Source organism: Bacillus sp. LH1 (genome assembly GCF_057924895.1).
Map to the genome: position 1 here is coordinate 3,983,859 of NZ_CM175007.1, position 24,187 is coordinate 4,008,045.

A 24,187-nucleotide genomic window follows, 5' to 3' on the forward strand; every position below is an offset into this window, starting at 1 on the left:
AGAACTATTTCGTCATAAAGTGAAACCTTTCAGCATTATTCACTTACATACGAATAGAAAAGCGGCAAAATATTTGCCGCTATTTTGATGTTGAAAACATCCCAAAACTTCTTTTAAATAACTCCCACCAGCTCGCTGCAGCAACATCTTCTTTTGCTACAATTGTTTGTTTTAATAAAACATCTTTATCTTTTTTAATAACAAGTGTACCAAGCGCGTCACCTTTTTTAATCGGTGCTTTTACTTTCTTTTCAGCAATTACTTCTTGTTTTACCTTGTCCATATTCTCGCCCTTCTTCATAAGAAGAGAAACATTATCTGACGCAACTAAATCTACTTTTTCTTTTTTCCCTTTTCCTACTTGAACTGTCTTAATTTTTTCGCCGCGCGTATACAATTTCTTTGTCATATATTGTCCAAATGCATAGTCAAGAAGCTTCGTCACTTGGTTGTTCCGTTCTTTTGATGTTGGTGCTCCCATGACAACTGAAATGACACGCATGCCATTTTTTTCAGCCGATGCTGTTAAACAATATTTCGCTTCTGTCGTAAAACCTGTTTTTACTCCATCTACGCCAGGATAAAAACGTACTAGTTTATTCGTATTAACGAGCCAAAACTTTTTATCCGTATCTTCACGTAAATAATCTTCGTACTTACCTGTGTATTTACGAATAAGTGGATACTTCATCAATTCTCTCGCCATTATAGCCATATCATTTGCTGTCGAATAATGGTCTTTGGCCGGAAGACCTGTTGGATTTTGAAAATGTGTATTTTTCAGCCCTAAATCTTTCGCCTTTTTGTTCATCATATTTACAAATCCTTCTTCTGAACCTGCGATGTGCTCGGCTACTGCAACAGATGCGTCATTTCCAGATGCAATTGCAATACCCTTTAACATCTCATTTACAGTCATCTCTTCCCCAGGTTCTAAAAAGATTTGCGATCCACCCATTGAAGCTGCATGTTCACTCGCTCTAACTTTATCGGTCAGTTTTAGTTTTCCTTTTTCAACTTGTTCCATAATTAAAAGCATTGTCATAATCTTTGTCATACTAGCAGGTGGTAATTTTTCATTTGGGTTTTTATCAAATAAAACTTTACCTGTATCTTGCTCAATTACGATTGCTGACGACGCTTGTTCCGCTAACTTCGGCGTTGTTTCTTCTGTTTTCTCCTGCTTCGTTTTTTCAGATTGCGCAAAACTCACTGAAGTTCCAGAAAGCAATAACATGAAACAAACAAGTATTCCAAAAACTCGCTTCATGACTAACCCTCCATTCTATATCAGACCTATTTTTTCCAATTCCCCTTTTTTTAATACCAATTTTTTCTATTATTTTCAGTTGACAAATACATTCGTCCCCTATATTGTATTAAGTGTATTACATATAGTAGTACACTTAATACATATGAGGAAGGAGACATTGCTCTTGCATATTCAACTTGACCCAAGAAGCAACACTCCGATATGGGAACAAATTGTTCAAAATATAAAAGAACTCGTATTGAAAAGCATGTTGGCTCCAAGTGATAAACTTCCTTCTGTACGCGAACTCGCTTCTTTACTCGTTATAAATCCAAATACAGTGAGTAAAGCGTATCAAGAGTTAGAGCGACAAGGAATTATTGAAACGTTACGAGGAAAAGGAACATTTGTATCCCAATCGATTACCCCAACATTAGACGAAAGGAAAATCGCTATGGTTGAAAAGCAATTTCATCAATTACTATTAGAAGCCTCTTATCTTGGTGTTACGAAAGATAAAATTCATGATTGGATAGATTCATACTATAAAGAGATTGGAGGAAATACGGATGCTGAAAGTGACAAGCTTGAAGAAAACAATTGATACTCAAACAATTTTAGACGATGTTTCTTTCACATTACAAAAAGGTAGTATCATCGGGTTACTTGGAAGAAACGGCGCGGGAAAAACAACTTTATTACGAACGATGGTCGGCATTTTAGACCCAGACGAGGGAACTGTTACATATGAGGATATCGACATTCATAAGAATCCTGAAACGAAACAAAAAATCGTATATGTTCCGGATTCTACTAACATACTGAACGGTTATACAGTAAAAGAAATCGTGAAGTTTTATAAAGCAGTTTATACAGCTTTTGATGAACCATATTTCTATGAACTACTAGAACATTTCAACTTACCAAATAAACGAATTCGTAGTTATTCAAAAGGAATGAAAGCACTGCTTGCCATCATTTTAGCTGTTGCTGCAAAAGCAGAATATATTATTTTAGATGAACCAACAAACGGACTTGATCCTATCGTTAAAAGACAGATTTTACAGTTTCTCGTTGGAGAAGTTGCAGAAAAAGAAATTACCATTTTCATCTCTACCCATCATTTAGATGAAGTGGAACAAATTGCAGATACAATCATTATGTTAAAAGGACATACTGTAGCATCTATTACGTCACTAGACGATGCAAAATCACAATTTGCAAAAATACAAGTAGCTTACGAGCGTTCATTACCTCAAAAACTAGAAAACTTAAGCAATATTAAAATATTAAATCAAACAGGAAAAGTATATACAATCTTAATTGAAGGAAATGTGGCTACAACACTCGAGAAGTTCTATAAAGAACAACCACTGCTCATTGAAGAATTAACAATGTCACTTGAAGATGTCTTCGTTACGACACTGGAGGAGGATGGATATGTTTCATAAAGCGTTATGGATGTGGAATTGGAAGCGTGGGAAATATGCTGCGTTACTTTTTCTCTTCAGTTCACTTTATTTTTTATCTTTCGAATACTATCAAGCAGCAGAAACTCAACAGTCTCTCTTTCTCCATCCAGAAAAAATAGGTGAAGAAAAGTTCTACTATCATTATTCTTTTTATTCTTCTAATAGCTTTTGGTTAAGTATTATTACAATTATCCTATCCTGTATATTAATTGGCTGGGAGCGAAGTAATCAAAATGGAGATTCACTTATGACATTTCCATTTAAAAGACGTGATATGTTCTTATCGAAGTGGGTTTTCGGTGGATTTTTCATTGTACTATCATTTCTAATCAATTGGGGTCTTATGTATTTTATTTATAAATCTACGATTCACTTTGAATATCAATCTTTCGAACCGTTTCATCGATATTTCTTGTATGCAATTTTCACATATATCGCTATCTATACTGTCTCTTTATGTATAGGTACATTTACTGGCAGTATTATTTCACAAAGCATCTTCAGCATTACTTTTTGCATAATGGGAATGGGAATCTTTTCACTCTTACTCCTTTTCTTTACAGCTCATGCTGAGGCAATACAAGGGAATAAAAGTTATACGAATTTCGAAAACATTTATAAATTCAATAAAAAGACCAACATTTCAAGCGCTATATTAGACTTTTCAATTAGTTATAATTACCACCCTACTGTCCAATCAGATAAAGATCATGGAAAAGTAATACAAAGGGGACCCACTTTTCATAGTTACTACTCTGCAAAAGTAATACTTGTTCCTATCTTCTATACTATTTCCAGCTTACTAATTGGTATGTTTCTTTATGCACGATCACCTAATGAACATAATAAGAAAATTTTCCTTTTCCCAAAATACAACTCACTCTGGATGTGGGGTACTACCTTTTATTTTGCATTAATAGGTGGGCAAATGTTAAAACGTTTTGATTTATTATTTAGTTACTATGTTGGGTTCTTTTTATTTGGAATCGTCACTTATTTTATATTATCACGTCTTACAAACTATAAAGTTTTTTAAAGGAGAGATCCTATGTTTCAAAAAGCATTATGGGTGCATACCTACAAACAAAGTAAATATATTATTTGGCTATTTTGGTTAGTAAGTTTTTATGTACTATCATATAAATACTATTTAGCAGCTGCCGAGCAATTAAAATATTTTCATGAACATAATGAATGGAAATATATATACCGATATAATTATCAACTTTCACTTCCCGATGCTATTATGGTTCAAGGAGGACTCCTTATTATATTAGCCTGCATTCTTATTGGATGGGAACGTCAAAATCAATCAAGTGACATTTTATGGTCTATGCCATTTAAACGAACACATCTCTTCATAACGAAATGGCTTTTTGGTGTGTGTAATATTGTAGCTATCGTTATACTAAATTGGGGACTTTTTGCTATTATGAAAAAGACAACCTTTCATAATAAGTATCAAATATTTTCACCATTTCATACTTACTTCTTGTACATGGTTATCATCTTAGTTGCTATATATACACTTGCATTATGCATAGGAACAATTGCTGGTAATATGATTTCACAAGGATTCTTCAGTGTTGCTATACTTGGATTCCCTTTTATTTTGCCGACTCTAATTGCCGGAGCTATTTCTATTCATACGGTTGGACTTACTTCCAATCATACCGTCTATACGGAGGAAAATGTAGATCGTTACGGTTCAGGAATAGAAAAAGTGAGTATTTTAGCGCCAGTTCGCGGATTCAATATTAATTTTAATTACGATCCTCAACGTGCTTATACTGATCAACAAGGCGTACGTCATGATGAACCTAATTTTACATATATTCCTTCAGCAACAAAACTTACCGGTCCAATCGCAAATATGCTTATTCTATTCCCTTTAGGAATGTACTTATATACAAGATCACCTAATGAACAAAATGGAAACTTTCTATTATATCCGAAGCTTAAAACACTATGTATGATATGTTGTGTAATCTTTATTGGAATGTTTGGAGGAATGGCAGCGGGCGGAAGTCATTCTATCGTAAATTATTATATTGGTTTTATAGGGACCAGTACGATAGTCTACCTACTATTATCTCGCTTATTAAAATTAAAATTTTCTTGGCGTGTAAAATAACCTCCTCTTTAAGAGGAGGTTATTTTAAATTCTCTCTCCTATCCCCATACACCATCTCTTCTTTCATTCCAAATCCATCACCATTTTGCACAATTTGCTCTGTCGGGGCAACTACACTTTCGGCAATTTTCCATTCCCCACGCTCTTTTACGAATACTTGTAGAAAATAGTTCATGCCATCTAATTGATATGCATTTTCTTTTTTCACATTATAGTGAATCGCAATGTAGTACACTTGAATGTTTTCTTTCCCTATTTTTGATACGTATTGCGATAGTCTCGGTATATAAAGTGCTGCTTTCTGAAAAGATAGTTGCTTCGCTTTAACAAGCGATGAACTTGTTACATTACGTAATGTGTCCCGATTACGAATATTATCGCTATGGTGGAATAATACTGCGTTTTGCATAGAACGAACCCATAATTTCGAATATAAGACTGTATTATCATTTTCAATGTACTTCACTTCTTTTCGCACTACTTGGATAGGCGTATCTGCGTACGTGAATGTTTGAAAACAGAAAAAACCACCAAATAAAATGGTAAGTGCAGCAATATATTTCATAATCTTTCCTCCGATCTTTTAATTAAAGTATCGGAGTTTCAAAATATTTTTATTCAAAAGAAAAAGGATAGGAATGCTTTCGCTTCCTATCCTCATTTATTATAATACGCGGCCAAATAGTTCTAAGACCATTTCTATTTCTTGGTCGCTCCAACCTTTAAATCTCTCTTTATAATATTCTTTACGCACAGCTTCAAGTTTTTCAGTTACTTCTCTTCCGTGCTCTGTAATTTCTAAGTACACGATTCGACGATCTGAATTAGAACGTTTTCTTTCTACTAATCCTTTTCGTACGAGACGATCTGTAACAGCTGTAATATGACTGGAGGTTACGTTTACTTCACTCGCAATTTGCGAAGCCATCTGTGGACTGTTTAAAAATAACGCACGTAATACAGAAAATTCATTATATGGCATATGTTCTGCAAAACGTGTATTAATATCATTTTGTAATAAACGTATCATTTTTCGAAATGATGCAGATAAATCTAAAATCAGCGTTTCTCTTTTTTCGTTCAATAGCCTCGTCCCTTTTTTATCATATTTACACATATTATAATCTATAAATACCTATGTTGTATATGCTTTCTTTCCTCAACATTCTCATTTATGTAACTTTTTTCATATAAATTTCTTTTTTGTTCACACATATACATATAAAAAGGATGGTGATGGAAAATGCAGGGTGGAATGAATCCTTATTTACACAACGTACGCACTGCTAATACTGGTAAAGAAGCTACTATTACTGTACAAGGAGAAGGTGTTGTAAAAGCAAAACCGAATGTTGTTATATTAACACTCGGCATTCGAACAGATGATAAAAATGTAAAACAGGCTCAAGAAGAAAATGCAGTGCAATCCAAACAATTGCTGGATGCACTTAAACAGCTTGGTATTGCCGATAAAGATATAGAGACGATTTCTTATACAATTACTCCTCAATACGAATATGTAAATGATAAAGCCTTGCTGCAAGGATACCGCGTGGAGCATTTGTATGAAATTACCGTTTTAAATGTACAAAAAGCTGGGGAAGTATATGATATAGCCGTTTCAAATGGTGCAAATGTAGCAAAAGGTTTACGTTTCCGAGTATCTCATCCAAATAAATATTATGAGCAAGCTCTCATTCAAGCTCTGCACCAAGCAGTAGAAAAAGCTCGTGCTATTGCGAGTACATATAATTTAAATATTAATCCTGTTCCCCTCTCATTCGTTGAAGAATCTGCCCAATTACCAAGGGAGGTTACGTCTTATGCTACTTTACATGCGCAAGCAGCCCCGCCTATTCAATCGGGAGAGTTAGAAATTATTTCAACAATACGGGCAATTTTTACGTATTTATAAATAATTTCATTTATAAGTAAACGTTATCATTTTCCTTGTTGTAAAAACATGATGTTCTGATATAATAAAGGACGGTGAGCTCTTACGAAAGAGATATCACGGGTGGGAGAGGGATATGAAAAAGAAGGTTTAACATGAAAGGAATACTTGAAAGAACATTTAAATTAGGTTTACACGAAACATCACCAAAACAAGAAGTTTTAGCTGGAGTTACGTCATTTTTCACGATCGTATATATTATGATTGTAAATGCATCAATTTTATCCGATGCTGGCATTCCTCTTGAAGCTGGAATTTTAGCAACTGTTTTCAGTTCATTTGTCGGATGTCTACTCATGGCATTTTGGGCAAATGCACCTGCTATTCTTGTCCCTGGTATGGGTGTAAATGCATTCTTCACGTACACAGCTGTGCATACGCTTGGACTAACTTGGCAAGAAGCATTGGCTGCTGTCTTTATCTCTGGTATTATTTTTGCAATTGCCGCTTTTACACCAATCGCTCGCGTGCTATCAGTATCAATTCCAAAGTCATTAAAGGAAGCAATTACTGTCGGCATCGGATTATTTTTAGCGTTTATCGGATTGCAAAAAGGTGGCTTAGTCGTTTCGAACCCAAATACTGCTGTTGCAATGGGTAAATTAAGTAACCCTGTCGTTCTTGCGACCGTGCTTACTCTTATCATTGCACTTGTACTATTTATTCGTAACGTACGTGGAAACTTTTTATGGACGATTGCAATAGGAACTGGTATTGCATGGCTATTTGGCCTTGTTGATACAAGTCAAATCGGAAATAGTTCATTCTCATTCGCTAATTACGGGGATGTGTTTGGAGCTATGTCATTTGGCAAACTTTCTTCCTTACCGTTTTGGATTGCAACATTCTCCTTAAGCATGGTGCTTATTTTTGAGAACATGGGACTTCTGCACGGTTTATTAGAAGATGACCGTAAATTCCCACGTGCTTACCAAGCCAATGCAATTTCAGCAATGACATGTGGTCTATTTGGCACAAGCCCTACCGTATCAACAGTAGAGAGTGCCGCAGGTATTACTGCAGGCGGAAAGACAGGTCTGACGTCTATCGTTACGGGGTTGTTATTCTTTGCATCATTGTTTGCACTTCCGTTTGTCAAACTAATTCCTGATAGTGCCATTGCACCAATCTTAATTATTATTGGCGGCCTGATGATTACAAGCATTCAGCAAATTCCTCTGAACGATTTTTCAGAAGGATTTCCAGCGTTCTTAATTATCGTCATGATCCCGCTCACATATAGTATCGCTGATGGCATTGCGTTCGGATTTATTGCTTACCCTATCTTAAAAGTTGCTCTTGGAAAGCGTAAAGAAGTCGCACCATCTATGTATATCATTACATGCTTATTCTTAGCTATGTTTGTATTACATGCTATTGGTTGAAAAAAAACACCGAGGAAATCCTCGGTGTTTTTTTACTTAAACCATCCTTTTTTATAAAACCAGGCCATCATTCCGCCGCCAATTAATGCCATTAGAAGAAGACAAATAAAATAACTATATTGTCCACCAAGCTCTGGCATATGCGTAAAGTTCATTCCATATACTCCCGCAATAAATGTTAATGGCATGAAAATAGTCGAGAATACAGTTAATGTTTTCATAATGTTATTCATATGATGTGAGTTTAATGAAAAATAACTATCCCGAATATCCGCCGTTAACTCTCGACTTGCCTCAATCATTTCCGTAAGTTTAAGTAAATGATCATGTATATCTTTAAAATAAATCTCATGATCACTTATACCGTAAAAACGAGTGGAATTCAAAATACGATACAATAAATCACGCATTGGAATAATTGTACGTCTTAACTTAGATAAATCTGCCCTAATATCAAATACTTCTTCTAGTACGGCTCCTGCTGTCTCACCTGTTAAATTATCATCAATCGCATTTAAATGATCTTCAATGTAATATACAGGTGCGAAATAATCATCTACAATTTGATCAGTGATCGTATGTGCTACATGTAAAGGTCCTTTCTTAATCCGCCTCTTCTCACCAAGTGTTTTCCATACTCTTTCAATTGCATTATTATGAGAAAAATGGAAAGAAACAATATAGCGATCACTAACAAACAAATCAATTTCATGTGGTTCTAGCCCATCTTCTCCAAACGCGTGAAGAACTAAAAAGTTATATCCATCATAAAAATCAACTTTTGGCCTCTGTACGTATTCTAGACAGTCTTCAATTGCAAGGGGATGGAACTTAAAATGGTCTTGCAGAATATATGTATACTCTTCTTTCGTTGGCTTATATAAATCTAGCCAATACCATACAATATGGTCTTTCTTTGTTTCTTCTAAAGAAACATCATATAATACTTCATCTGTTTTTGTTACTGCACAAATTCTAATCATAATTTCACCCATTATTATTATAAACAAAAAATAGTAAAAAAAGCCAAGGAGAAATCTCCTCAGCTTTTTTTATTACTTCGTTACGATACCGTGTACTAAAGTTGGTGCATCTACGTGTTCTTTAGAGATCTTCATGTTCTCATAAATTTTCGCTTTTACATCTTCAACATTTTCGCGGTTTGCGTAAATTGTAACGAGAGATTCACCTTGCTTCACGCTATCGCCTACTTTTTTGCGCAGCATTAGACCAACTGCTAAATCAATTTCAGACTCTTTCGTTGCACGTCCTGCTCCTAAAAGCATTGCTGCTGTTCCGATTTCGTCTGCAACGATTTCTGATACATATCCGTCTTCTTTCGCTTCCACTTCAATTTTAAATTGTGCTTGTGGCAATTTAGAAGGGTCATCAACAACAGATGCGTCACCGCCTTGCGCTGATAAGAACGTTTTAAATGATTCTAGCGCTTTTCCGTTGTTCATTACTTCAATTAGCTTTTCACGTGCATCTTCTAAAGATGAAGCTTGTCCAGCAAGGTACACCATTTGACTTCCAAGTGTTAAACATAGCTCTTCTAAATCTTTCGGCCCTTTACCTTGTAATGTATCAATTGCTTCTTGAACTTCTAATGCGTTACCGATAGCTTCACCGAGTGGTTGACTCATATCAGAAATAACTGCCATCGTATTACGACCAACGTTATTACCGATACGTACCATTGCTTCTGCTAAACGTTTTGCATCTTCATCCGTTTTCATAAATGCACCTGCTCCAGTTTTTACATCAAGAACAATTGCATCTGCACCAGCAGCAATTTTTTTACTCATAATCGAACTTGCAATAAGCGGAATTGAGTTTACTGTTGCTGTTACATCACGAAGTGCATATAGCTTTTTATCAGCAGGTGTTAAGTTACCACTTTGGCCGATAACAGCGATTTTGTTTTCATTTACAAGACGCATGAATTCATCGTTTTCAATTTCCACATGGAATCCTGGAACTGCTTCTAATTTATCAATTGTACCACCAGTATGTCCTAAACCGCGTCCAGACATTTTCGCTACTGGTACATCTAAAGCAGCTACTAATGGACCTAATACAAGTGTCGTTGTATCACCAACACCACCTGTTGAATGCTTATCTACTTTTACACCTTCAATAGCCGATAAGTCGATTGTATCACCGCTATTTACCATTGCCATCGTTAAATCAGCACGCTCTTGATCGTTCATATCTTGGAAGAAAATTGCCATTGCAAGTGAACTTACTTGATAATCAGGAATATCACCATTCGTATATCCTTCAACAATAAAGTTAATTTCTTCTGTCGTTAATGCATGTCCGTCACGTTTTTTTGCAATTAGGTCCACCATTCTCATCGTGAAGTCACCCCTTCATTTGTTTTACGATTGCTTTTACTAATGCTAAGAAGTTAGCTTTAACACGTTCTGTCGTTTCAATTACTTCATCGTGGTGAAGTGGTTGATCTAAAATACCAGCTGCCATATTTGAAATACAAGAAATACCTAATACTTTCATACCAGCGTGACGCGCTACAATTACTTCAGGTACTGTTGACATACCAACTGCATCTCCGCCAAGTGTACGAAGCATACGAATTTCAGCAGGTGTTTCATATACAGGACCTGTCATTCCTACGTATACACCTTCTTGTACTTTAATATTTAAGTCTGCTGCAACTTGTTTCGCCATTTCGCGAAGTTCTACTGTATATGATGTAGACATATCAGGGAAACGTACGCCCATTTCAGAATCATTCGGTCCGATTAATGGATTCGTACCCATGAAGTTAATGTGGTCTGAAATTAACATAAGATCGCCTGGCTCAAATGATGTATTTACACCACCAGCTGCGTTTGTTACAACTACTGTTTCTACACCTAGTTCTTTCATAACACGAACTGGGAATGTTACTTTTTGCATGTCGTATCCTTCATAGAAGTGGAAACGTCCTTGCATTGCTACTACTGTTACACCTTGAAGTGTACCAAATACTAGTTGACCTGCATGGCCTTCTACAGTTGATACTGGGAATTCAGGGATTTCACTGTAAGGTACTGTTACTGCATTCTCAATTTCGTCTGCTAATACACCTAGTCCTGATCCAAGGATTAGTCCTACTTGTGGTGTCTCTTGAAATTTCTCTTTTAAGTATGAAGCTGATTTTGTAATAAGTTCACGATTCATTTGTTTATCCCCCTATTTCTTTAGCTCGTTTAAGAAGCTTGTTCCGTATTCTGGCATTTTCACACCGAAGTTTTCTGCTACTGTTGCACCAATATCAGCAAATGTTTGACGAAGTGGTAACTCTTGTCCGCCTTCTTTCATGCTTGGGCTATATGCTAATAATGGTACATATTCACGTGTATGGTCAGTACCAGGGTGAATTGGATCATTACCGTGGTCTGCTGTAATTAATAATAGATCATCTTCTTTTAGTTTTGCGAATACTTCTGGAAGACGTGCATCATATTCTTGCAGAGCTTCTCCGTATCCTTGTGGATCACGGCGGTGGCCGAATAATGCATCAAAGTCAACTAAGTTTAAGAAGCTAAGACCTGTAAAGTCCATATTTAATGTATCTACAAGCTTATCCATTCCATCCATGTTAGACTTCGTACGAAGTGATTCAGTTACCCCTTCACCATCATAAATATCAGAGATTTTACCAATAGCAATTACATCGTAGTCACTATCTTTTAATTCGTTCATTACTGTACGGCCGAATGGTTTTAATGCATAGTCATGACGATTTGGTGTACGTGTAAAGTTTCCAGGTTCACCAACGAATGGACGAGCAATAACACGACCTACCATGTATTTCTCATCTAATGTTAATTCACGTGCAATTTTACAGATTTTATATAACTCATCAAGTGGCACTACTTCTTCGTGTGCTGCAATTTGCAATACGCTATCAGCAGAAGTATAAACGATTAAAGAGCCTGTTTCCATTTGCTCTTGACCAAGTTCATCAAGAATCTCAGTTCCAGAAGCTGGCTTATTACCGATAATTTTACGGCCTGTTTTTTCTTCTAATTCATCAAGTAATTCTTTCGGAAATCCTTCTGGGAACACTTGGAATGGTGTATCAATGTAAAGGCCCATGATTTCCCAGTGACCTGTCATTGTATCTTTACCAGTAGATTTCTCTTGCATTTTTGTGTAATATCCAAGTGGTTTCTCTACTTTAGAGATACCTTTCATTTCTCGAATGTTACCAAGACCTAATTTCACCATGTTAGGCATTTGTAACCCATTCATATGTTCAGCAATGTGACCAATTGTGTCAGATCCTAGATCACCAAATTGCTCAGCATCTGGTGCTTCACCGATTCCCACAGAGTCCATTACGACTAGGAATATACGTTTATATTTATTCATAACTGCGACCTCCTATAAGTTCAGTTCTACTTCTTGTAGTATGTTCAAAACGCTATAAAGTGAAACTGTTATCCAAAAGAATTCTCATTGTCAAACAGTACTTCTTTAAATCATTTTCTAACCTATTTCGTTTACTTGAAACGATTCAAAAACATTTCTAGTTTTTTCTAAGTCAGATGTCAGACATCTGATACTGATATCATAACATGTTTACGCTTTCTTTTTAATACATTTTCGTAGAATTTCTCATTTTCTTCACACTTCTATTGTAATCCATTCTGCAACGAAGTGCTAATTTTTTTATGATTTATTTCTTCATATTAAAAATAAAAAGTAGCTCTAAAGAGCTACTTTTTATTTTACTTCTATTGTTTCTTCTTTATGTTCATGCAATTCGCCTTTTCTTACATGTACTTTCACTTTGTAAGCACCGTTCTCTTTGAAAGTATGTTTCGTTTCATACTCTCCTTTATTCCCTTCTTTCGCTGGAATAAATTCGTGTTTTTCAACACCATCTTTCCAAATCTCTAGTTGTACTTCAGCACCAGTTAATGCTTCTTCTTTTTGCTTTAAATGAACTTTCATTGTAGATTCAGCATTTGCCTTTATGTCTCCAGCCATAAGATGGATCATTGTGTCACTTTTATGATCTCCATGTCCTGCACTGTGATCACTATTTTCTTTTTTCGCATCTTCTACTTTCGCATTTCCTACAGCAACTTTCACTTCTGGCATAACGTGCATTTCACGTGCATTTGTGTGAGCAATAATATGGTATACTCCATCCGTTTCGAATGTTTTCTCTACTGCATAAACACCTTTTCCTTTATGCTTACCATCTAACATCTCGTGCTTTTCGTCGCCATCTTTCCAAATTTCAAACTTTACATCATCGGCATCCGTTACTTTTTCTTTCCCTTGTGTAACAAGTGCTTGTACTTCTGTTTTTTCACCTGGTTTAATTTCTTTCGGATTTGTTTGGACTGCTACTTTTACAGCTTCAAGTTTCTGTTCTTTTTTCGGTTCTTCTTTGTTTGTATTACAGCCAGCCAACGCTAGCATCGCGATAAATAAAGTTATAATCAGTTTTTTCATCATCATTTCCTCCTTTATACTTTATTTAGTATAGAGGAAATACATTGTAATATTCTAGTCTTCTGCTGAAAACAATATACGAAATGTTTGTGAAGTTTCTGTGAAACGGTCTTCCCCTCTTAATCTATGAAAAAAAGAGCATAGTAACTATGCTCTCGGATGAAACTGTTTATATACATCTTTTAATCTAGTTTTTGAAACGTGCGTATAGATTTGCGTAGTTGAAATATCTGCATGTCCAAGCATTTCTTGTACAGCACGTAAATCTGCTCCATTTTCTAATAAGTGCGTAGCAAACGAGTGACGCAACGTATGAGGTGTAAGTTCTTTTTCAATATTTGCCTCTTTCGCTAATCGTTTTAATATTTTCCAAAATCCTTGTCTTGATAATCGATTACCATGATGGTTTAAAAAGAGTGCATCTACTACTTTTTTCCCCATTAATTCTCTTCTTCCTTTTTCAATATACTTTTGAATCGCTTCCGTTGCTAAACTTCCTAGTGGAATAATTCTTTCTTTATTCCCTTTCCCTATGCAACGAACAAATCCCATCGTTAAATGTACATCTTCTAAATTGAGTGCAATCAATTCTGAAACACGAAGTCCTGTCGCATACAGTAACTCTAGCATCGCCTTATCACGAATACCAAAAGCACTTGTCATTTTTGGTGTTTGAAGTAACGCCTCTACTTCATCAACTGATAATACCTTTGGTAATTTCCGTTCCCCTTGTGGCGTTTCAATATGTACGGATGGATCGTGTTCTACCGCTCGTTCACGAAGTAAAAATTGGTGGAACGAACGAATTGATGCGATATGACGCGCCAATGTTTTCGAAGATTTTCCGTTCTCTTTTAAATACTGCAAAAAGTTAACAATGTGTAAACGGGTCACTTCATGAAAAGTTTTCGTCTGTTCCACATTTTGCAAATACTTTACGTAGCTTTTTAAATCCCGTTCATAAGATACTACTGTATTCTTTGCTAATCCTTTTTCGACAACCATATAATGAATAAAATCTTTTAATTGATCTTCCACTCTACACTACTCCCCATTTTCATAGAAAAACATCATTCTATTTACGAAAGCATCCTTTGCCGGTTCTTCATTCCCTGATACTTTTTCTACAGTCTCTTCTTTAGGTTTTTCATAACGATGATAGCTTTCATATTCTTCATTTATCCATAGTATAGCGAAATAAAACAAAATCGTACAACTTGTAAATAATAAAAATACTTTTATTCCATCAAAAGTTAATTTTAAAGCTCGGCGCATTGTAAATTCCTCCAAAATATAAGTTATTACAACATATGCCAAGCTTTCACCAATTTATACCTTATTCAAATAAAAAACCTCTTCCTAGATAAATAGGAAAAGGTTATTTTTCATCCGTTTCATTTTCTTGACAATTTTTACAAATCCCATGGAATGTTAAACGATGATCTTTCACCTTAAAGCTCCAGTCTCGTTCTACTTTCCTTTCCACTTCACCAAGTAAATCTTCTTGTATTTCTTGTACAGCACCACATTGTGTACAAATCAAATGATGGTGGAAACGCTGCGCACCTTCTTGGCGTAAGTCATAGCGTGAAACACCGTCTCCGAAGTTAATCTTATCGACAACTTTTAACTCAGATAATAGTTCTAAAGTTCGATAGACGGTTGCTAATCCGATCTCTGGCGACTTTTCTTTTACAAGGAGGTAAACATCTTCTGCGCTTAAATGATCTTCTTCATTTTCTAGCAGCACACGAACTGTTGCTTCACGTTGCGGTGTTAATTTGTAGCTCGCTGCATGTAATTGCTTCTTAATTCGTTCAATTCTTTCTTCCATTCGGTACTACTCCCTCCTCGCCACTCTTACACCATTATATCAGAAGAAGGGCTTCTGTCAAAAGAAAAAACAATAAAAACAAATTGATAATTATTCTCAAAAAGTATTTATTTTTTATTAATAGCCTCAACGACTTCTTTCATTAAAACTGGTGATGCGTAAGCCTCCACACTAGAAGCAAGTGCTAACACCACTCCAATTACGAGAAAGAAGCATGTATAACGGATTAATAATGGTAATAGTGGCTCGGTTATTTTTCTAATAAATTGATGCCTAATCATCCGTAAAGAAAAACTTGCAGCAATGGTTGTCATAACGAGAAAGACTGGAATGATAATTAAATTTTGTGGCAAAACAGATACAAATGCTAATAATAGTCCATTCCATCCATGCTGACTTACTAAAAAACCAACTGTAAATCCAACGACAACTCCTTTTACAAATAATAAAATAAAAATAAGTGGTAATCCAATAATTGAAATTCCTAAAATCCAAATAAATCCGATGTATTTTAATTGCGAAAAGTAACTTTCTCGAAACATTTCGCCCGCAATGGCAAATTCTCCTTTAGAGACTTGTCCAAAAAAACGTTGTAAATAAAATGATAAATCTTGTTTTTGATTGATTTGTAAACTATTCACGAGAATGGCTCCGAATATTACTCCCATCAATAATAAAACAGCGTTAAATATATATAATGAAGAGTTTTCCTGTATGTGAGACATTACACGGTCTTGCCAATTTTTTCGCCACATTTTTCTTCCCTCCGTTCACACTCTTATTAAAAATGTATGAAAGAAAGAAAAAAGTATGACGAATTAACATTGAAATTCCGCTCTACTTTGCTAAACTAAAAAGTAGAGAATAGGAGGGATTTCTCTTGAAACCATTATTATTAGATTTTCCAACATTATTTCAAACTGAACGCTTGCAAGTTCGTAAACCATTTCCAGGTGATGGTGCAGAAGTATATGAAGCAATCCAAGCTTCTCTAGAAGACTTAGTACCGTGGATACCAATTAACGCTGAAACAGAAGAGAGTGCTGAAGAAATTGTTCGCGAAGCTCACGGACAGTTTTTACTTCGTGAAACACTTGATTTTCACTTATACGATAAAGTATCTGGTACATTCATCGGAGCAATTACACTAAAGCCTGAAAACTGGGATATTCCAAAGTTTTCACTTCACTTCTGGCTACATAGTGCCTATACAAAACAAGGCTATATGACCGAAGCTGTTAAAGGTGCAATTCAGTTCGCCTTTGATAAACTAGGCGCTAGAAGAATTGAAATTCGTACTGATGCAACAAATATAAATGCATGTAGCTTAGCAGAACGTCTAGAATTCATTCTAGAAGGGACAATGGAAAATGATTTCCTAGCACCAGATGGTAGCTTACGTGATGCACGTGTATATGCAAAAATCAATTAAAAAACACTCGCCTTTGGCGAGTGTTTATTTTTGTAGTTGTAAATATTGTACTGCAAACATCGTCTTCGCATCATGAATACGAAGATCTTTCATAAGAGTAATCGCTTCTTCTAACGATACTTCCATTAATTCCACAAACTCATCTTCATCTAACTCAGCTTTATTTTCTTTTCTTGTCAAACCTGTCGCTTTATATACATATAAAATTTCATCTGCGAATCCTGGAGATGTATAGAAAGAAGTAATGAGCTCCATATTTTCACATACATATCCTGTTTCCTCTTCTAATTCACGAACTGCTGTTACCTCAGGTTTTTCACCAGGTTCTAACTTGCCAGCCGGAATTTCTATAATCGCCTTTTCAAGTGCTTTACGATACTGCTCAACAAGCACAATTTTCCCCTCATCAGTAATAGCAATAATAGCAACTGCACCAGGGTGATTTACAATTTCACGTTTACTCATTGCTCCATTTGGTAATACTACATCATCAACACGAACTTTTATAACTCTACCATCAAAAATTGGCTCAGTTTTTACTGTTCTCTCTGCAAGATTACTCATACTACTTCATCTCCCTGTTCTATTTCCTATTCTTTCCTCATACATTTTACCACATTGAAAGGAGCGTGATAGAAATGAAAGTTTATATTTTACCAAATCGCGTCACTTTAGTCGGAAAAGCATGGCAAATTCGCCATAAGCTAAAGCAATATAGCAAAGAGTATACAACTGTACAAGAGTGGATTACAGCAAATAAAGTGAAACATTAATCATGCTTTTACGGGCAGTTAATGCGAAGCGGAAAGTAAACGTTTGTCAACCTCTTTTCCCTCTCGTACAATAAAGGTAAGGAGGTTGACCTATGAAAAAACGTCAATTAGGAAACTCAGATTTGTTTGTTACAGAAATGGGCCTTGGCTGTATGTCTCTCGGTACATCTGAAACAGAAGCTATGCATATTATCAATGAAGCGATCGATTTAGGAATTAATTTTTTTGATACAGCAGATTTATATGATTACGGATTAAATGAAGAATTTGTTGGAAAAGCCTTGAAGGGAAGAAGAGACCAAATTGTACTTACAACGAAGGTTGGAAATCGTTGGACAGAAGAAAAAAATGGCTGGTCTTGGGATCCTTCTAAAGCTTACATAAAGACTGAAGTAAAGGAAAGTTTACGTAGACTTCAAACTGATTATATTGACCTTTACCAACTTCATGGCGGAACAATTGAAGATCCAATAGATGAAACAATTGAAGCTTTTGAAGAATTGAAAAAGGAAGGTATTATTCGCCATTACGGTATTTCTTCTATACGCCCAAATGTCGTTCGTGAATATGCAAAACGCTCAAACATCGTTAGTGTACTAATGGAATATAACCTTTTAAATCGTCGTCCAGAAGAATGGTTCCCCCTTCTAAATGAACACCAAATTAGCGTCATTGCCCGCGGGCCACTTGCAAAAGGAATTTTAACTGACAATAATGCAAGAAAGATAGAAAGAGTAAAGGAAAAGGATTATCTCTCTTATTCTTACGATGAATTACATGCAACTCTAGCAAGTGTAAAAGAAATGATTGGAGAACGCTCTTTAACAGGAACAGCTATTCAATATTGCTTACATAATAAGACTGTTGCAGCTGTTATACCTGGTGCAAGCTCTCTTCAACAATTACAGGAAAATATACGAGCTAGTCAACAGTTACCTTTAACGAAAGAAGAATATATACAACTTCAAAAGATTGTTAAATATGACACATATGCTTTGCATCGTTAAAAATATCGAATTACCGATAAAACAGAAGACTGTCTCCAGTATTAGGAGACAGTCTTTTTTATAACGTATCATATTTATCAGGATTCGTTCCTACATGTAAATCACGATTCAACGTGTTAATTTGACGTATCTCTTCTTCAGTTAGTGCAAAATCAGAAATAGTAAAGTTTTCTTTAATACGAGATGGTGTAACAGATTTAGGAATTGTAACAATCCCGCTTTGAATATCCCACCTTAATATAACTTGTGCAGGTGTTTTTTCATATTTGTTAGCAATAGCCTGAATGATTGGATGCTGGAATACTTCTCCGCCCCTCATTAACGGACTCCATGCTTCCATTTGAATTTGCTCATCTTGACAATAATTTCGCAACTCAAATTGCGTCAACATCGGATGAAGTTCCACTTGGTTTACCATCGGCTTCACTTTGCAATTTGGTAATAATAGTTCTAAATGATGTTTATGAAAATTAGAAACACCAATCGCACGCACTTTACCTTCTTCATACAATTTCTCTAAAGCTCGGTACGTATCAACATACTTCCCTCTTACCGGCCAATGTATTAAATATAAATCTACATAGTCCATTTGTAATTTTTTCAAACTCTTTTCAAACGCCTCGAGTGTCTCCTCATATCCTTGATCGTCGTTCCATACTTTTGTTGTAATAAATATATCTTCTCTTGGAATTCCTGATTCACGTATCGCCTCTCCGACACCGCTTTCATTTTCATATACAGTTGCTGTATCAATCGAACGGTATCCAACTTCTAACGCTGTTTTTACTGCTTGCTTTACTTCGTCTCCTTCTTTCGCTTTATATACGCCTAGACCAATCATCGGCATTTTCACGCCATTATGAAGTGTAGTTGTTGGAATATGCACAGTCGTCTCCCTTTCATTGTTACATTTTTTATAAGCCACAATTTTATTTCAACAAGATTCATCCCAAAAGTCAAAACATACGTACAGTTTACATAACACTTTTATATAGCTAAAAAATAGCGTGAACTCATTCATTCACGTTATTTTTTCTCCATTCTTTCGCTTTTTCATCCACATTGCGCACAAACTCATTTTTTCCTTCCGTATATAACGCGCCATCATATGTATACTTTTCGGCTAATTCTTTCTTTAAGGTTGCATATGCCTCTGCTTCTTCACAATGAGCCATCATATAATCACGAAATGCTAAATGCCTTACTATCTCTGGATTTCCTTTTTCAAACACGTGTAAATGATACGAGCGTTTTTCTTCAGTTCCATGAATAAAATATCGGCGTCTTGAAATACCATTTTCCCCTTTTACGATGTAACCAAGCTCTATAAATCGTTCATTCCACCCATCTACTCTTTCGATATTTTCTACTTCCATGATCATATCAATAATAGGTTTAGCTGCCAGTCCGGGAACTGACGTACTTCCAATATGATAAATTTTTACCGTTTCTGGCATCGCTGATTTTAATCTTTTAGCCTCCATTTGAAATTTTTCACTCCAATGGTTTTCATGTGGAACAACGACAATTTTTCTCATTCTAACTCCCCTTTTCTTACAAGCTCGTCAAAAAATGATCAGTGGTATTTCACTGATCATTTTTTTATTATTTAAAGTCTTTCCAAGTAAGGTTACTTTCACTTAGCAGTTCTTCAAATGATTTATTCTTTTCACGTTCTTTTTGTTCTTGGCGCTTTCTTTCCAGTTCAGCTGCCTCTTTTTCCTCTTCCCTCACTTGCAACTCTTTCTTCTTACTCTTTAATTGTTGCATGAGTGAATCATTTAATTGATCGCCTAATGTAAGTGTTTCTTTCTTTGGTTGATTCACTTGTGATTGTCTTTGCATTTGTCTTTGTTTCTTTTTCTTCATGCTACTCACCTTTTACTTTTTTCTCCATTATAGTAGATACACAATGAAATCGACAATAAAAAAGGGTCTTTACTCTATTATTCACTTTTTGTAAATATGTTAATTTTTCGAAAAGACTAAATTTTTATGTAGCTATAATCCTATGAATCTATTAAAATTATGTCGTATGATGTCAGATTATAAAAAAGGAGAATTATATTATGTGGAAAAAAATTATTCCTGCCGTTGCTGTTTTAAGCACCATTACTTTTTCAAGCGTATTTGCCGCTCCCCCATCTCAGAATCCAGCTGAACAAAACCGCTACATAGACGTACAAATGCTTGGTATTAATGATCTCCATGGACAACTAGATACTGTTAAAAAAATCAATAATAAAGAAGCTGGTGGCGCTGATTACTTAGCTACTTATTTAAAAGAACATAAAAAACAAAACCCTAATACACTTCTCGTACATGCTGGTGATATCGTCGGAGCTAGTCCACCAGTTTCAGCATTATTACAAGATGAACCGACGATTGAATTTTTAAATGACTTAAAATTTGATGTCGGTACAATCGGGAACCATGAATTTGATGAAGGCATTGATGAAATGAAACGCCTCATTTACGGTGGATATCATGAAAAAACAGGAAATTTCAAAGGGGCTAACTTCCCCTATGTAGCTGCTAATTTCTATAACAAATCAACTGGCCGCTTATTTTTACCACCATTTACTGTAAAAATGGTAGATGGTGTTCCTGTAGGATTCATTGGGGTTGTTACAACTGATACACCAAATGTCGTTATGCCTACGATGCTTAACAATGTACAAATTACTGATGAAGTAGAAGCAATTAATAAATCAACACAACAATTAAAACGCCTCGGCGTTAAATCTATCGTCGTTCTTGCTCATGTCGGTGGAACAACCGATGAGTCTGGGGTAACAAATGGCGATCTTACTCGAATTGCAAATGAAACAGACCCAGAAGTTGATGTTATTTTCGGTGGACATAGTCATACGTATGTAAATGGTACAGTAAACAATAAACTAATTGTCCAAGCAAATTCATACGGAATGGCTTTCTCAGACGTCGATGTAACAATTGATCGTAAAACAAAGGATATTGTAAAGAAAAAAGCTGAAGTTGTTACAACGTATCATGAAGGTGTAGAACCTGATAAACAAGTAAAGAAAAAACTAGATCAATATAAAGAAAAAATCGCACCACTTGTAAATGAAGTGGTCGGAAAATCTACAGCACCTATCGACCGTAAACAAAATGATGCTGGTGAGTCCACTCTTGGAAATTTAGTTGCCGATGCTCAGCGTCAAACGATGCAAACTCAAATCTCCCTCATGAATCCTGGTGGCATTCGTAATGACTTAGATGCTGGTGATATTACGTGGGGTGAGTTATACGGCATTCAACCTTTTGGAAATCAATTGATTAAAGTAGATTTAACAGGTCAAGACATTCGCGATATTTTAAATCAGCAATGGCAAAAAGGAACAACAAGAATGCTTCAAATTTCAGGTATTCAATATACGTGGGATGCAAATAAACCAAACGGTGAAAAAGTTACAAATATACGTTTAACAAACGGAGAAGAATTATCTCCATCTACAACGTATAGCGTAGTTGCAAATGCCTTCTTAGCTTCTGGCGGTGATGGATTCGTATCATTTAAAAATGGTAAAAATGCAGAAACTGGGCCAAACGACTTTGAAGCGTTAGTCAATTACGTAAAACAATTAAAAGAACCAATTCAGCCAGTTATTGATGGAAGAATTCAAAAAGTAAATTAAGTGTTTCTCTAATAATAAATTTCATTTTTCACGTATAAAGGATTTGTACTGATTCTCTATTTTATACGTAATATACATCATAAAAAGGATACTCGTTCTTCTAATGAACATAGTATCCTTTTCTTTAGTTATCAAAATGTGATGTTTTGTCAACTTCATATTGCTGTAAAAATTGTTGCAACGCCTCTTCTACAAGTTTAGATTTTTGAATTCCTTTCGATTCTGATATAAGGTCCAATCTTGCTAATATTTCTGTATTAATAGAAAAGGTTCGTCTCTTTTTCTCTGTACTTTTACTCACAATTGGTGCAATTACTTCTTCTCTTTTTCTTAATAACTCATAAATGCTTTGTAATTGCTCATAAATTAATAATTGATAATCTGTTTTCTCATATTGAAGGGCGGTCGCTTCTTGGAGTTGTAAGTGACGTGGTTCTTCTCCATCTCCTACAAAAATACGTTTCTTCTGCTCTCCATCATATTCGTATCCAATCAATCTTAATTTCTTCGATAATGTATACGGGCTTATTTCAAGACGTTTTGCTATAATAGCGATGGATTCACGTCTATTTAAACCATCTATAATTTCTCCAATCGTCACAATTTCCCTCCTCCCGTGTTGAAATGACACTAGTATGGTATGTTACAATGATTTTCTAACAGTATATGCAAAATGAATAGCCTGTGCGATTCATACGATTTCACAAAAGGAGGTTTTCAATATGCTTTTTCGTAGCTACACCCCTCAGTTCTATAACGAAAACAAACAACTCATTCCTAATAGTATCGCTACGATAGAAAGCGTTATGATTAATAATCGAAAACAAACTCTCCTTATGCGTGGACAAAACGTAGAGCAACCTATTTTATTATGCTGTCACGGCGGACCTGGGATGGCACAAATCGGATTTATTCGCCATTTTCAAAAAGAATTAGAGAAGCAATTTATTGTTATTAATTGGGATCAGCGCGGAGCTGGTAAATCCTTTTCAATGAAAGATTTCGGAGCAAATTTCACAATCGAACAATTCGTTTCCGATGCAAAAGAAGTGATTCAATATGTACTTAAAAAGTTCAACAAACAAAAACTATTTCTCGCTGGTCATTCTTGGGGAAGTATTATTGGGCTTAACATAGCACATCAATATCCAAAGTATATCGAGGCTTACATCGGTATTGGGCAAATTGTACATATGAAACAAAATGAAGAATTGCTATATCAACATTTAATTCATTCTGCAAAAAAACATGATCATAAAAAAGCATTAGCTTCCCTTTTAAAATTAGGCAAACCACCATTTTTAGATACGAGACGTCTCATTATTCAAAGAAAGTGGCTTGGCACATTTGGAGGCGCAATCCAAAACGGATCTTCCTTTTCTTTCATACGAAAAGGTTTCTTTTCTCCCGAATATACGCTATTAGATTGGTTCAAGTTTCTCGCAGGAAATTTAAAATCTGGAATTTTATGGGAAGAAATGCTGACAATCGATTTCTTTTCTTCTATCTCAAGTTTATCTATTCCAGTTTATTTTTGTTCTGGTCGCTATGATTATCAAACTCCTTATGCACTCGTTCAGGAATATTGCGATATTATTGAAGCGCCTATAAAAAAGATGATTTGGTTCCCAAATTCAGCACATTCTCCTGATTTAGAAGAACCAGAATTATTCGCTAATTCTTTACAATCAATTAAACAAGAGCTAGCTTTTCAGCATTAGTAACAAAAGGCTCTTTTACATTTCATAGAAAACATTTTATAATAATATGTCGCAAGTATGTATAAACATAGCAAAATGTTTCA

Annotated in this window: 28 protein-coding genes; 11 read left to right on the forward strand and 17 right to left on the reverse strand. The window is 35.4% G+C overall.

Annotated features, from left to right (window positions below):
• Positions 1 to 79: 79 nt before the first annotated feature.
• The gene (gene dacF / locus ACX9TM_RS20515) at positions 80 to 1,270 is read right to left on the reverse strand and encodes a serine-type D-Ala-D-Ala carboxypeptidase DacF (protein WP_000831998.1); all 1,191 of its coding nucleotides are present in this window, start codon (positions 1,268 to 1,270) and stop codon (positions 80 to 82) included.
• 166 nt (positions 1,271 to 1,436) lie between these two features.
• Between dacF and ACX9TM_RS20520 the strand changes: the two genes are divergently transcribed.
• From ACX9TM_RS20520 to ACX9TM_RS20535, 4 genes are read left to right on the forward strand one after another with little or no spacing between them, the layout of a single operon-like run.
• Positions 1,437 to 1,856 carry a GntR family transcriptional regulator gene (locus ACX9TM_RS20520; RefSeq protein ID WP_000548045.1) on the forward strand — a complete coding sequence of 140 codons (420 nt, stop codon included), beginning with the start codon at positions 1,437 to 1,439 and terminating at the stop codon, positions 1,854 to 1,856.
• Positions 1,822 to 2,703, forward strand: coding sequence for an ABC transporter ATP-binding protein (locus tag ACX9TM_RS20525; protein ID WP_000922164.1), 882 nt, complete (start codon positions 1,822 to 1,824; stop codon positions 2,701 to 2,703). Before ACX9TM_RS20520 ends, ACX9TM_RS20525 begins: the two co-directional genes overlap by 35 nt.
• Entirely contained in the window at positions 2,693 to 3,760 is a 1,068-nt protein-coding gene (locus ACX9TM_RS20530) for an ABC transporter permease (protein ID WP_000468525.1), read from the forward strand. The genes ACX9TM_RS20525 and ACX9TM_RS20530 overlap by 11 nt, the downstream gene beginning before the upstream one ends.
• A gap of 12 nt (positions 3,761 to 3,772) precedes the next feature.
• A complete protein-coding gene (locus ACX9TM_RS20535) occupies positions 3,773 to 4,858 on the forward strand; it encodes an ABC-2 transporter permease (protein ID WP_000486559.1) in 1,086 nt (361 codons plus the stop codon).
• A 19-nt stretch (positions 4,859 to 4,877) separates the two neighbouring features.
• Here the strand turns inward: ACX9TM_RS20535 and ACX9TM_RS20540 are convergent, their stop codons facing one another.
• Both ACX9TM_RS20540 and ACX9TM_RS20545 read right to left on the reverse strand, forming a co-directional pair.
• Complete coding sequence (locus ACX9TM_RS20540) at positions 4,878 to 5,423, reverse strand: hypothetical protein (protein ID WP_033696439.1); 546 nt, start codon at positions 5,421 to 5,423, stop codon at positions 4,878 to 4,880.
• A gap of 99 nt (positions 5,424 to 5,522) precedes the next feature.
• The gene (locus ACX9TM_RS20545) at positions 5,523 to 5,942 is read right to left on the reverse strand and encodes a MarR family winged helix-turn-helix transcriptional regulator (protein ID WP_001003307.1); all 420 of its coding nucleotides are present in this window, start codon (positions 5,940 to 5,942) and stop codon (positions 5,523 to 5,525) included.
• Positions 5,943 to 6,101: 159 nt separating this feature from the next.
• Here ACX9TM_RS20545 and ACX9TM_RS20550 point away from each other — a divergent pair, with 159 nt between their 5' ends.
• Together ACX9TM_RS20550 and ACX9TM_RS20555 are read left to right on the forward strand one after the other, a co-directional pair.
• Positions 6,102 to 6,773, forward strand: coding sequence for an SIMPL domain-containing protein (locus tag ACX9TM_RS20550; RefSeq protein WP_001161449.1), 672 nt, complete (start codon positions 6,102 to 6,104; stop codon positions 6,771 to 6,773).
• Between the two features lie 134 nt (positions 6,774 to 6,907).
• Positions 6,908 to 8,197 (forward strand): NCS2 family permease, encoded by a 1,290-nt coding sequence (locus ACX9TM_RS20555; protein ID WP_000676247.1) that lies wholly within the window; start codon positions 6,908 to 6,910, stop codon positions 8,195 to 8,197.
• A 32-nt stretch (positions 8,198 to 8,229) separates the two neighbouring features.
• Here the strand turns inward: ACX9TM_RS20555 and corA are convergent, their stop codons facing one another.
• The 9 genes from corA to spoIIM form a co-directional block, all read right to left on the reverse strand.
• Positions 8,230 to 9,192 (reverse strand): magnesium/cobalt transporter CorA, encoded by a 963-nt coding sequence (gene corA / locus ACX9TM_RS20560; RefSeq protein ID WP_002026281.1) that lies wholly within the window; start codon positions 9,190 to 9,192, stop codon positions 8,230 to 8,232.
• Between the two features lie 60 nt (positions 9,193 to 9,252).
• Positions 9,253 to 10,557 carry a pyrimidine-nucleoside phosphorylase gene (locus tag ACX9TM_RS20565; RefSeq protein ID WP_001243069.1) on the reverse strand — a complete coding sequence of 435 codons (1,305 nt, stop codon included), beginning with the start codon at positions 10,555 to 10,557 and terminating at the stop codon, positions 9,253 to 9,255.
• Positions 10,558 to 10,564: 7 nt separating this feature from the next.
• A complete protein-coding gene (locus tag ACX9TM_RS20570; protein WP_001078446.1) occupies positions 10,565 to 11,386 on the reverse strand; it encodes a purine-nucleoside phosphorylase in 822 nt (273 codons plus the stop codon).
• A gap of 12 nt (positions 11,387 to 11,398) precedes the next feature.
• Complete coding sequence (gene deoB / locus ACX9TM_RS20575; protein ID WP_001046079.1) at positions 11,399 to 12,583, reverse strand: phosphopentomutase; 1,185 nt, start codon at positions 12,581 to 12,583, stop codon at positions 11,399 to 11,401.
• 354 nt (positions 12,584 to 12,937) lie between these two features.
• A complete protein-coding gene (locus tag ACX9TM_RS20580) occupies positions 12,938 to 13,678 on the reverse strand; it encodes a FixH family protein (protein ID WP_000733456.1) in 741 nt (246 codons plus the stop codon).
• Positions 13,679 to 13,825: 147 nt separating this feature from the next.
• The gene (xerD, locus tag ACX9TM_RS20585) at positions 13,826 to 14,716 is read right to left on the reverse strand and encodes a site-specific tyrosine recombinase XerD (protein ID WP_000390088.1); all 891 of its coding nucleotides are present in this window, start codon (positions 14,714 to 14,716) and stop codon (positions 13,826 to 13,828) included.
• A 6-nt stretch (positions 14,717 to 14,722) separates the two neighbouring features.
• Complete coding sequence (locus ACX9TM_RS20590) at positions 14,723 to 14,953, reverse strand: YqzK family protein (RefSeq protein ID WP_001250432.1); 231 nt, start codon at positions 14,951 to 14,953, stop codon at positions 14,723 to 14,725.
• A 103-nt stretch (positions 14,954 to 15,056) separates the two neighbouring features.
• Positions 15,057 to 15,512, reverse strand: a complete 456-nt coding sequence (gene fur / locus ACX9TM_RS20595; protein ID WP_000392657.1) for a ferric iron uptake transcriptional regulator — start codon at positions 15,510 to 15,512, stop codon at positions 15,057 to 15,059.
• Between the two features lie 107 nt (positions 15,513 to 15,619).
• Complete coding sequence (gene spoIIM / locus ACX9TM_RS20600; protein ID WP_013142149.1) at positions 15,620 to 16,237, reverse strand: stage II sporulation protein M; 618 nt, start codon at positions 16,235 to 16,237, stop codon at positions 15,620 to 15,622.
• 155 nt (positions 16,238 to 16,392) lie between these two features.
• On the opposite strand from spoIIM, the gene ACX9TM_RS20605 reads away from it, so the two are divergent.
• Positions 16,393 to 16,944 (forward strand): GNAT family N-acetyltransferase, encoded by a 552-nt coding sequence (locus ACX9TM_RS20605; protein ID WP_000803479.1) that lies wholly within the window; start codon positions 16,393 to 16,395, stop codon positions 16,942 to 16,944.
• A 24-nt stretch (positions 16,945 to 16,968) separates the two neighbouring features.
• On the opposite strand, the gene ACX9TM_RS20610 is transcribed toward ACX9TM_RS20605, so the two are convergent.
• Complete coding sequence (locus ACX9TM_RS20610) at positions 16,969 to 17,508, reverse strand: NUDIX hydrolase (RefSeq protein ID WP_000067042.1); 540 nt, start codon at positions 17,506 to 17,508, stop codon at positions 16,969 to 16,971.
• Positions 17,509 to 17,582: 74 nt separating this feature from the next.
• Here ACX9TM_RS20610 and mciZ point away from each other — a divergent pair, with 74 nt between their 5' ends.
• The gene (mciZ, locus tag ACX9TM_RS20615; RefSeq protein ID WP_000870302.1) at positions 17,583 to 17,717 is read left to right on the forward strand and encodes a Z-ring formation inhibitor MciZ; all 135 of its coding nucleotides are present in this window, start codon (positions 17,583 to 17,585) and stop codon (positions 17,715 to 17,717) included.
• Between the two features lie 92 nt (positions 17,718 to 17,809).
• Positions 17,810 to 18,724, forward strand: a complete 915-nt coding sequence (locus tag ACX9TM_RS20620) for an aldo/keto reductase (RefSeq protein WP_000747215.1) — start codon at positions 17,810 to 17,812, stop codon at positions 18,722 to 18,724.
• Positions 18,725 to 18,782: 58 nt separating this feature from the next.
• Here ACX9TM_RS20620 and ACX9TM_RS20625 read toward each other — a convergent pair whose 3' ends face one another.
• From ACX9TM_RS20625 to ACX9TM_RS20635, 3 genes are all read right to left on the reverse strand, one after another.
• On the reverse strand, positions 18,783 to 19,610 hold the full coding sequence (locus tag ACX9TM_RS20625; RefSeq protein WP_000547993.1) for an aldo/keto reductase: 828 nt from the start codon (positions 19,608 to 19,610) through the stop codon (positions 18,783 to 18,785).
• 127 nt (positions 19,611 to 19,737) lie between these two features.
• Positions 19,738 to 20,262 carry a GrpB family protein gene (locus ACX9TM_RS20630; RefSeq protein WP_001227190.1) on the reverse strand — a complete coding sequence of 175 codons (525 nt, stop codon included), beginning with the start codon at positions 20,260 to 20,262 and terminating at the stop codon, positions 19,738 to 19,740.
• A gap of 67 nt (positions 20,263 to 20,329) precedes the next feature.
• Positions 20,330 to 20,593, reverse strand: a complete 264-nt coding sequence (locus ACX9TM_RS20635) for a YqkE family protein (protein ID WP_000727561.1) — start codon at positions 20,591 to 20,593, stop codon at positions 20,330 to 20,332.
• Between the two features lie 200 nt (positions 20,594 to 20,793).
• Here ACX9TM_RS20635 and ACX9TM_RS20640 point away from each other — a divergent pair, with 200 nt between their 5' ends.
• On the forward strand, positions 20,794 to 22,383 hold the full coding sequence (locus ACX9TM_RS20640; RefSeq protein ID WP_000265551.1) for a bifunctional metallophosphatase/5'-nucleotidase: 1,590 nt from the start codon (positions 20,794 to 20,796) through the stop codon (positions 22,381 to 22,383).
• Positions 22,384 to 22,507: 124 nt separating this feature from the next.
• Here the strand turns inward: ACX9TM_RS20640 and ACX9TM_RS20645 are convergent, their stop codons facing one another.
• Positions 22,508 to 22,984: a ribbon-helix-helix domain-containing protein gene (locus tag ACX9TM_RS20645; protein ID WP_000151931.1), complete on the reverse strand. Its 477-nt coding sequence runs from the start codon at positions 22,982 to 22,984 to the stop codon at positions 22,508 to 22,510.
• Positions 22,985 to 23,105: 121 nt separating this feature from the next.
• Here ACX9TM_RS20645 and ACX9TM_RS20650 point away from each other — a divergent pair, with 121 nt between their 5' ends.
• Complete coding sequence (locus ACX9TM_RS20650; protein WP_000898969.1) at positions 23,106 to 24,104, forward strand: alpha/beta fold hydrolase; 999 nt, start codon at positions 23,106 to 23,108, stop codon at positions 24,102 to 24,104.
• Positions 24,105 to 24,187: the final 83 nt, after the last annotated feature.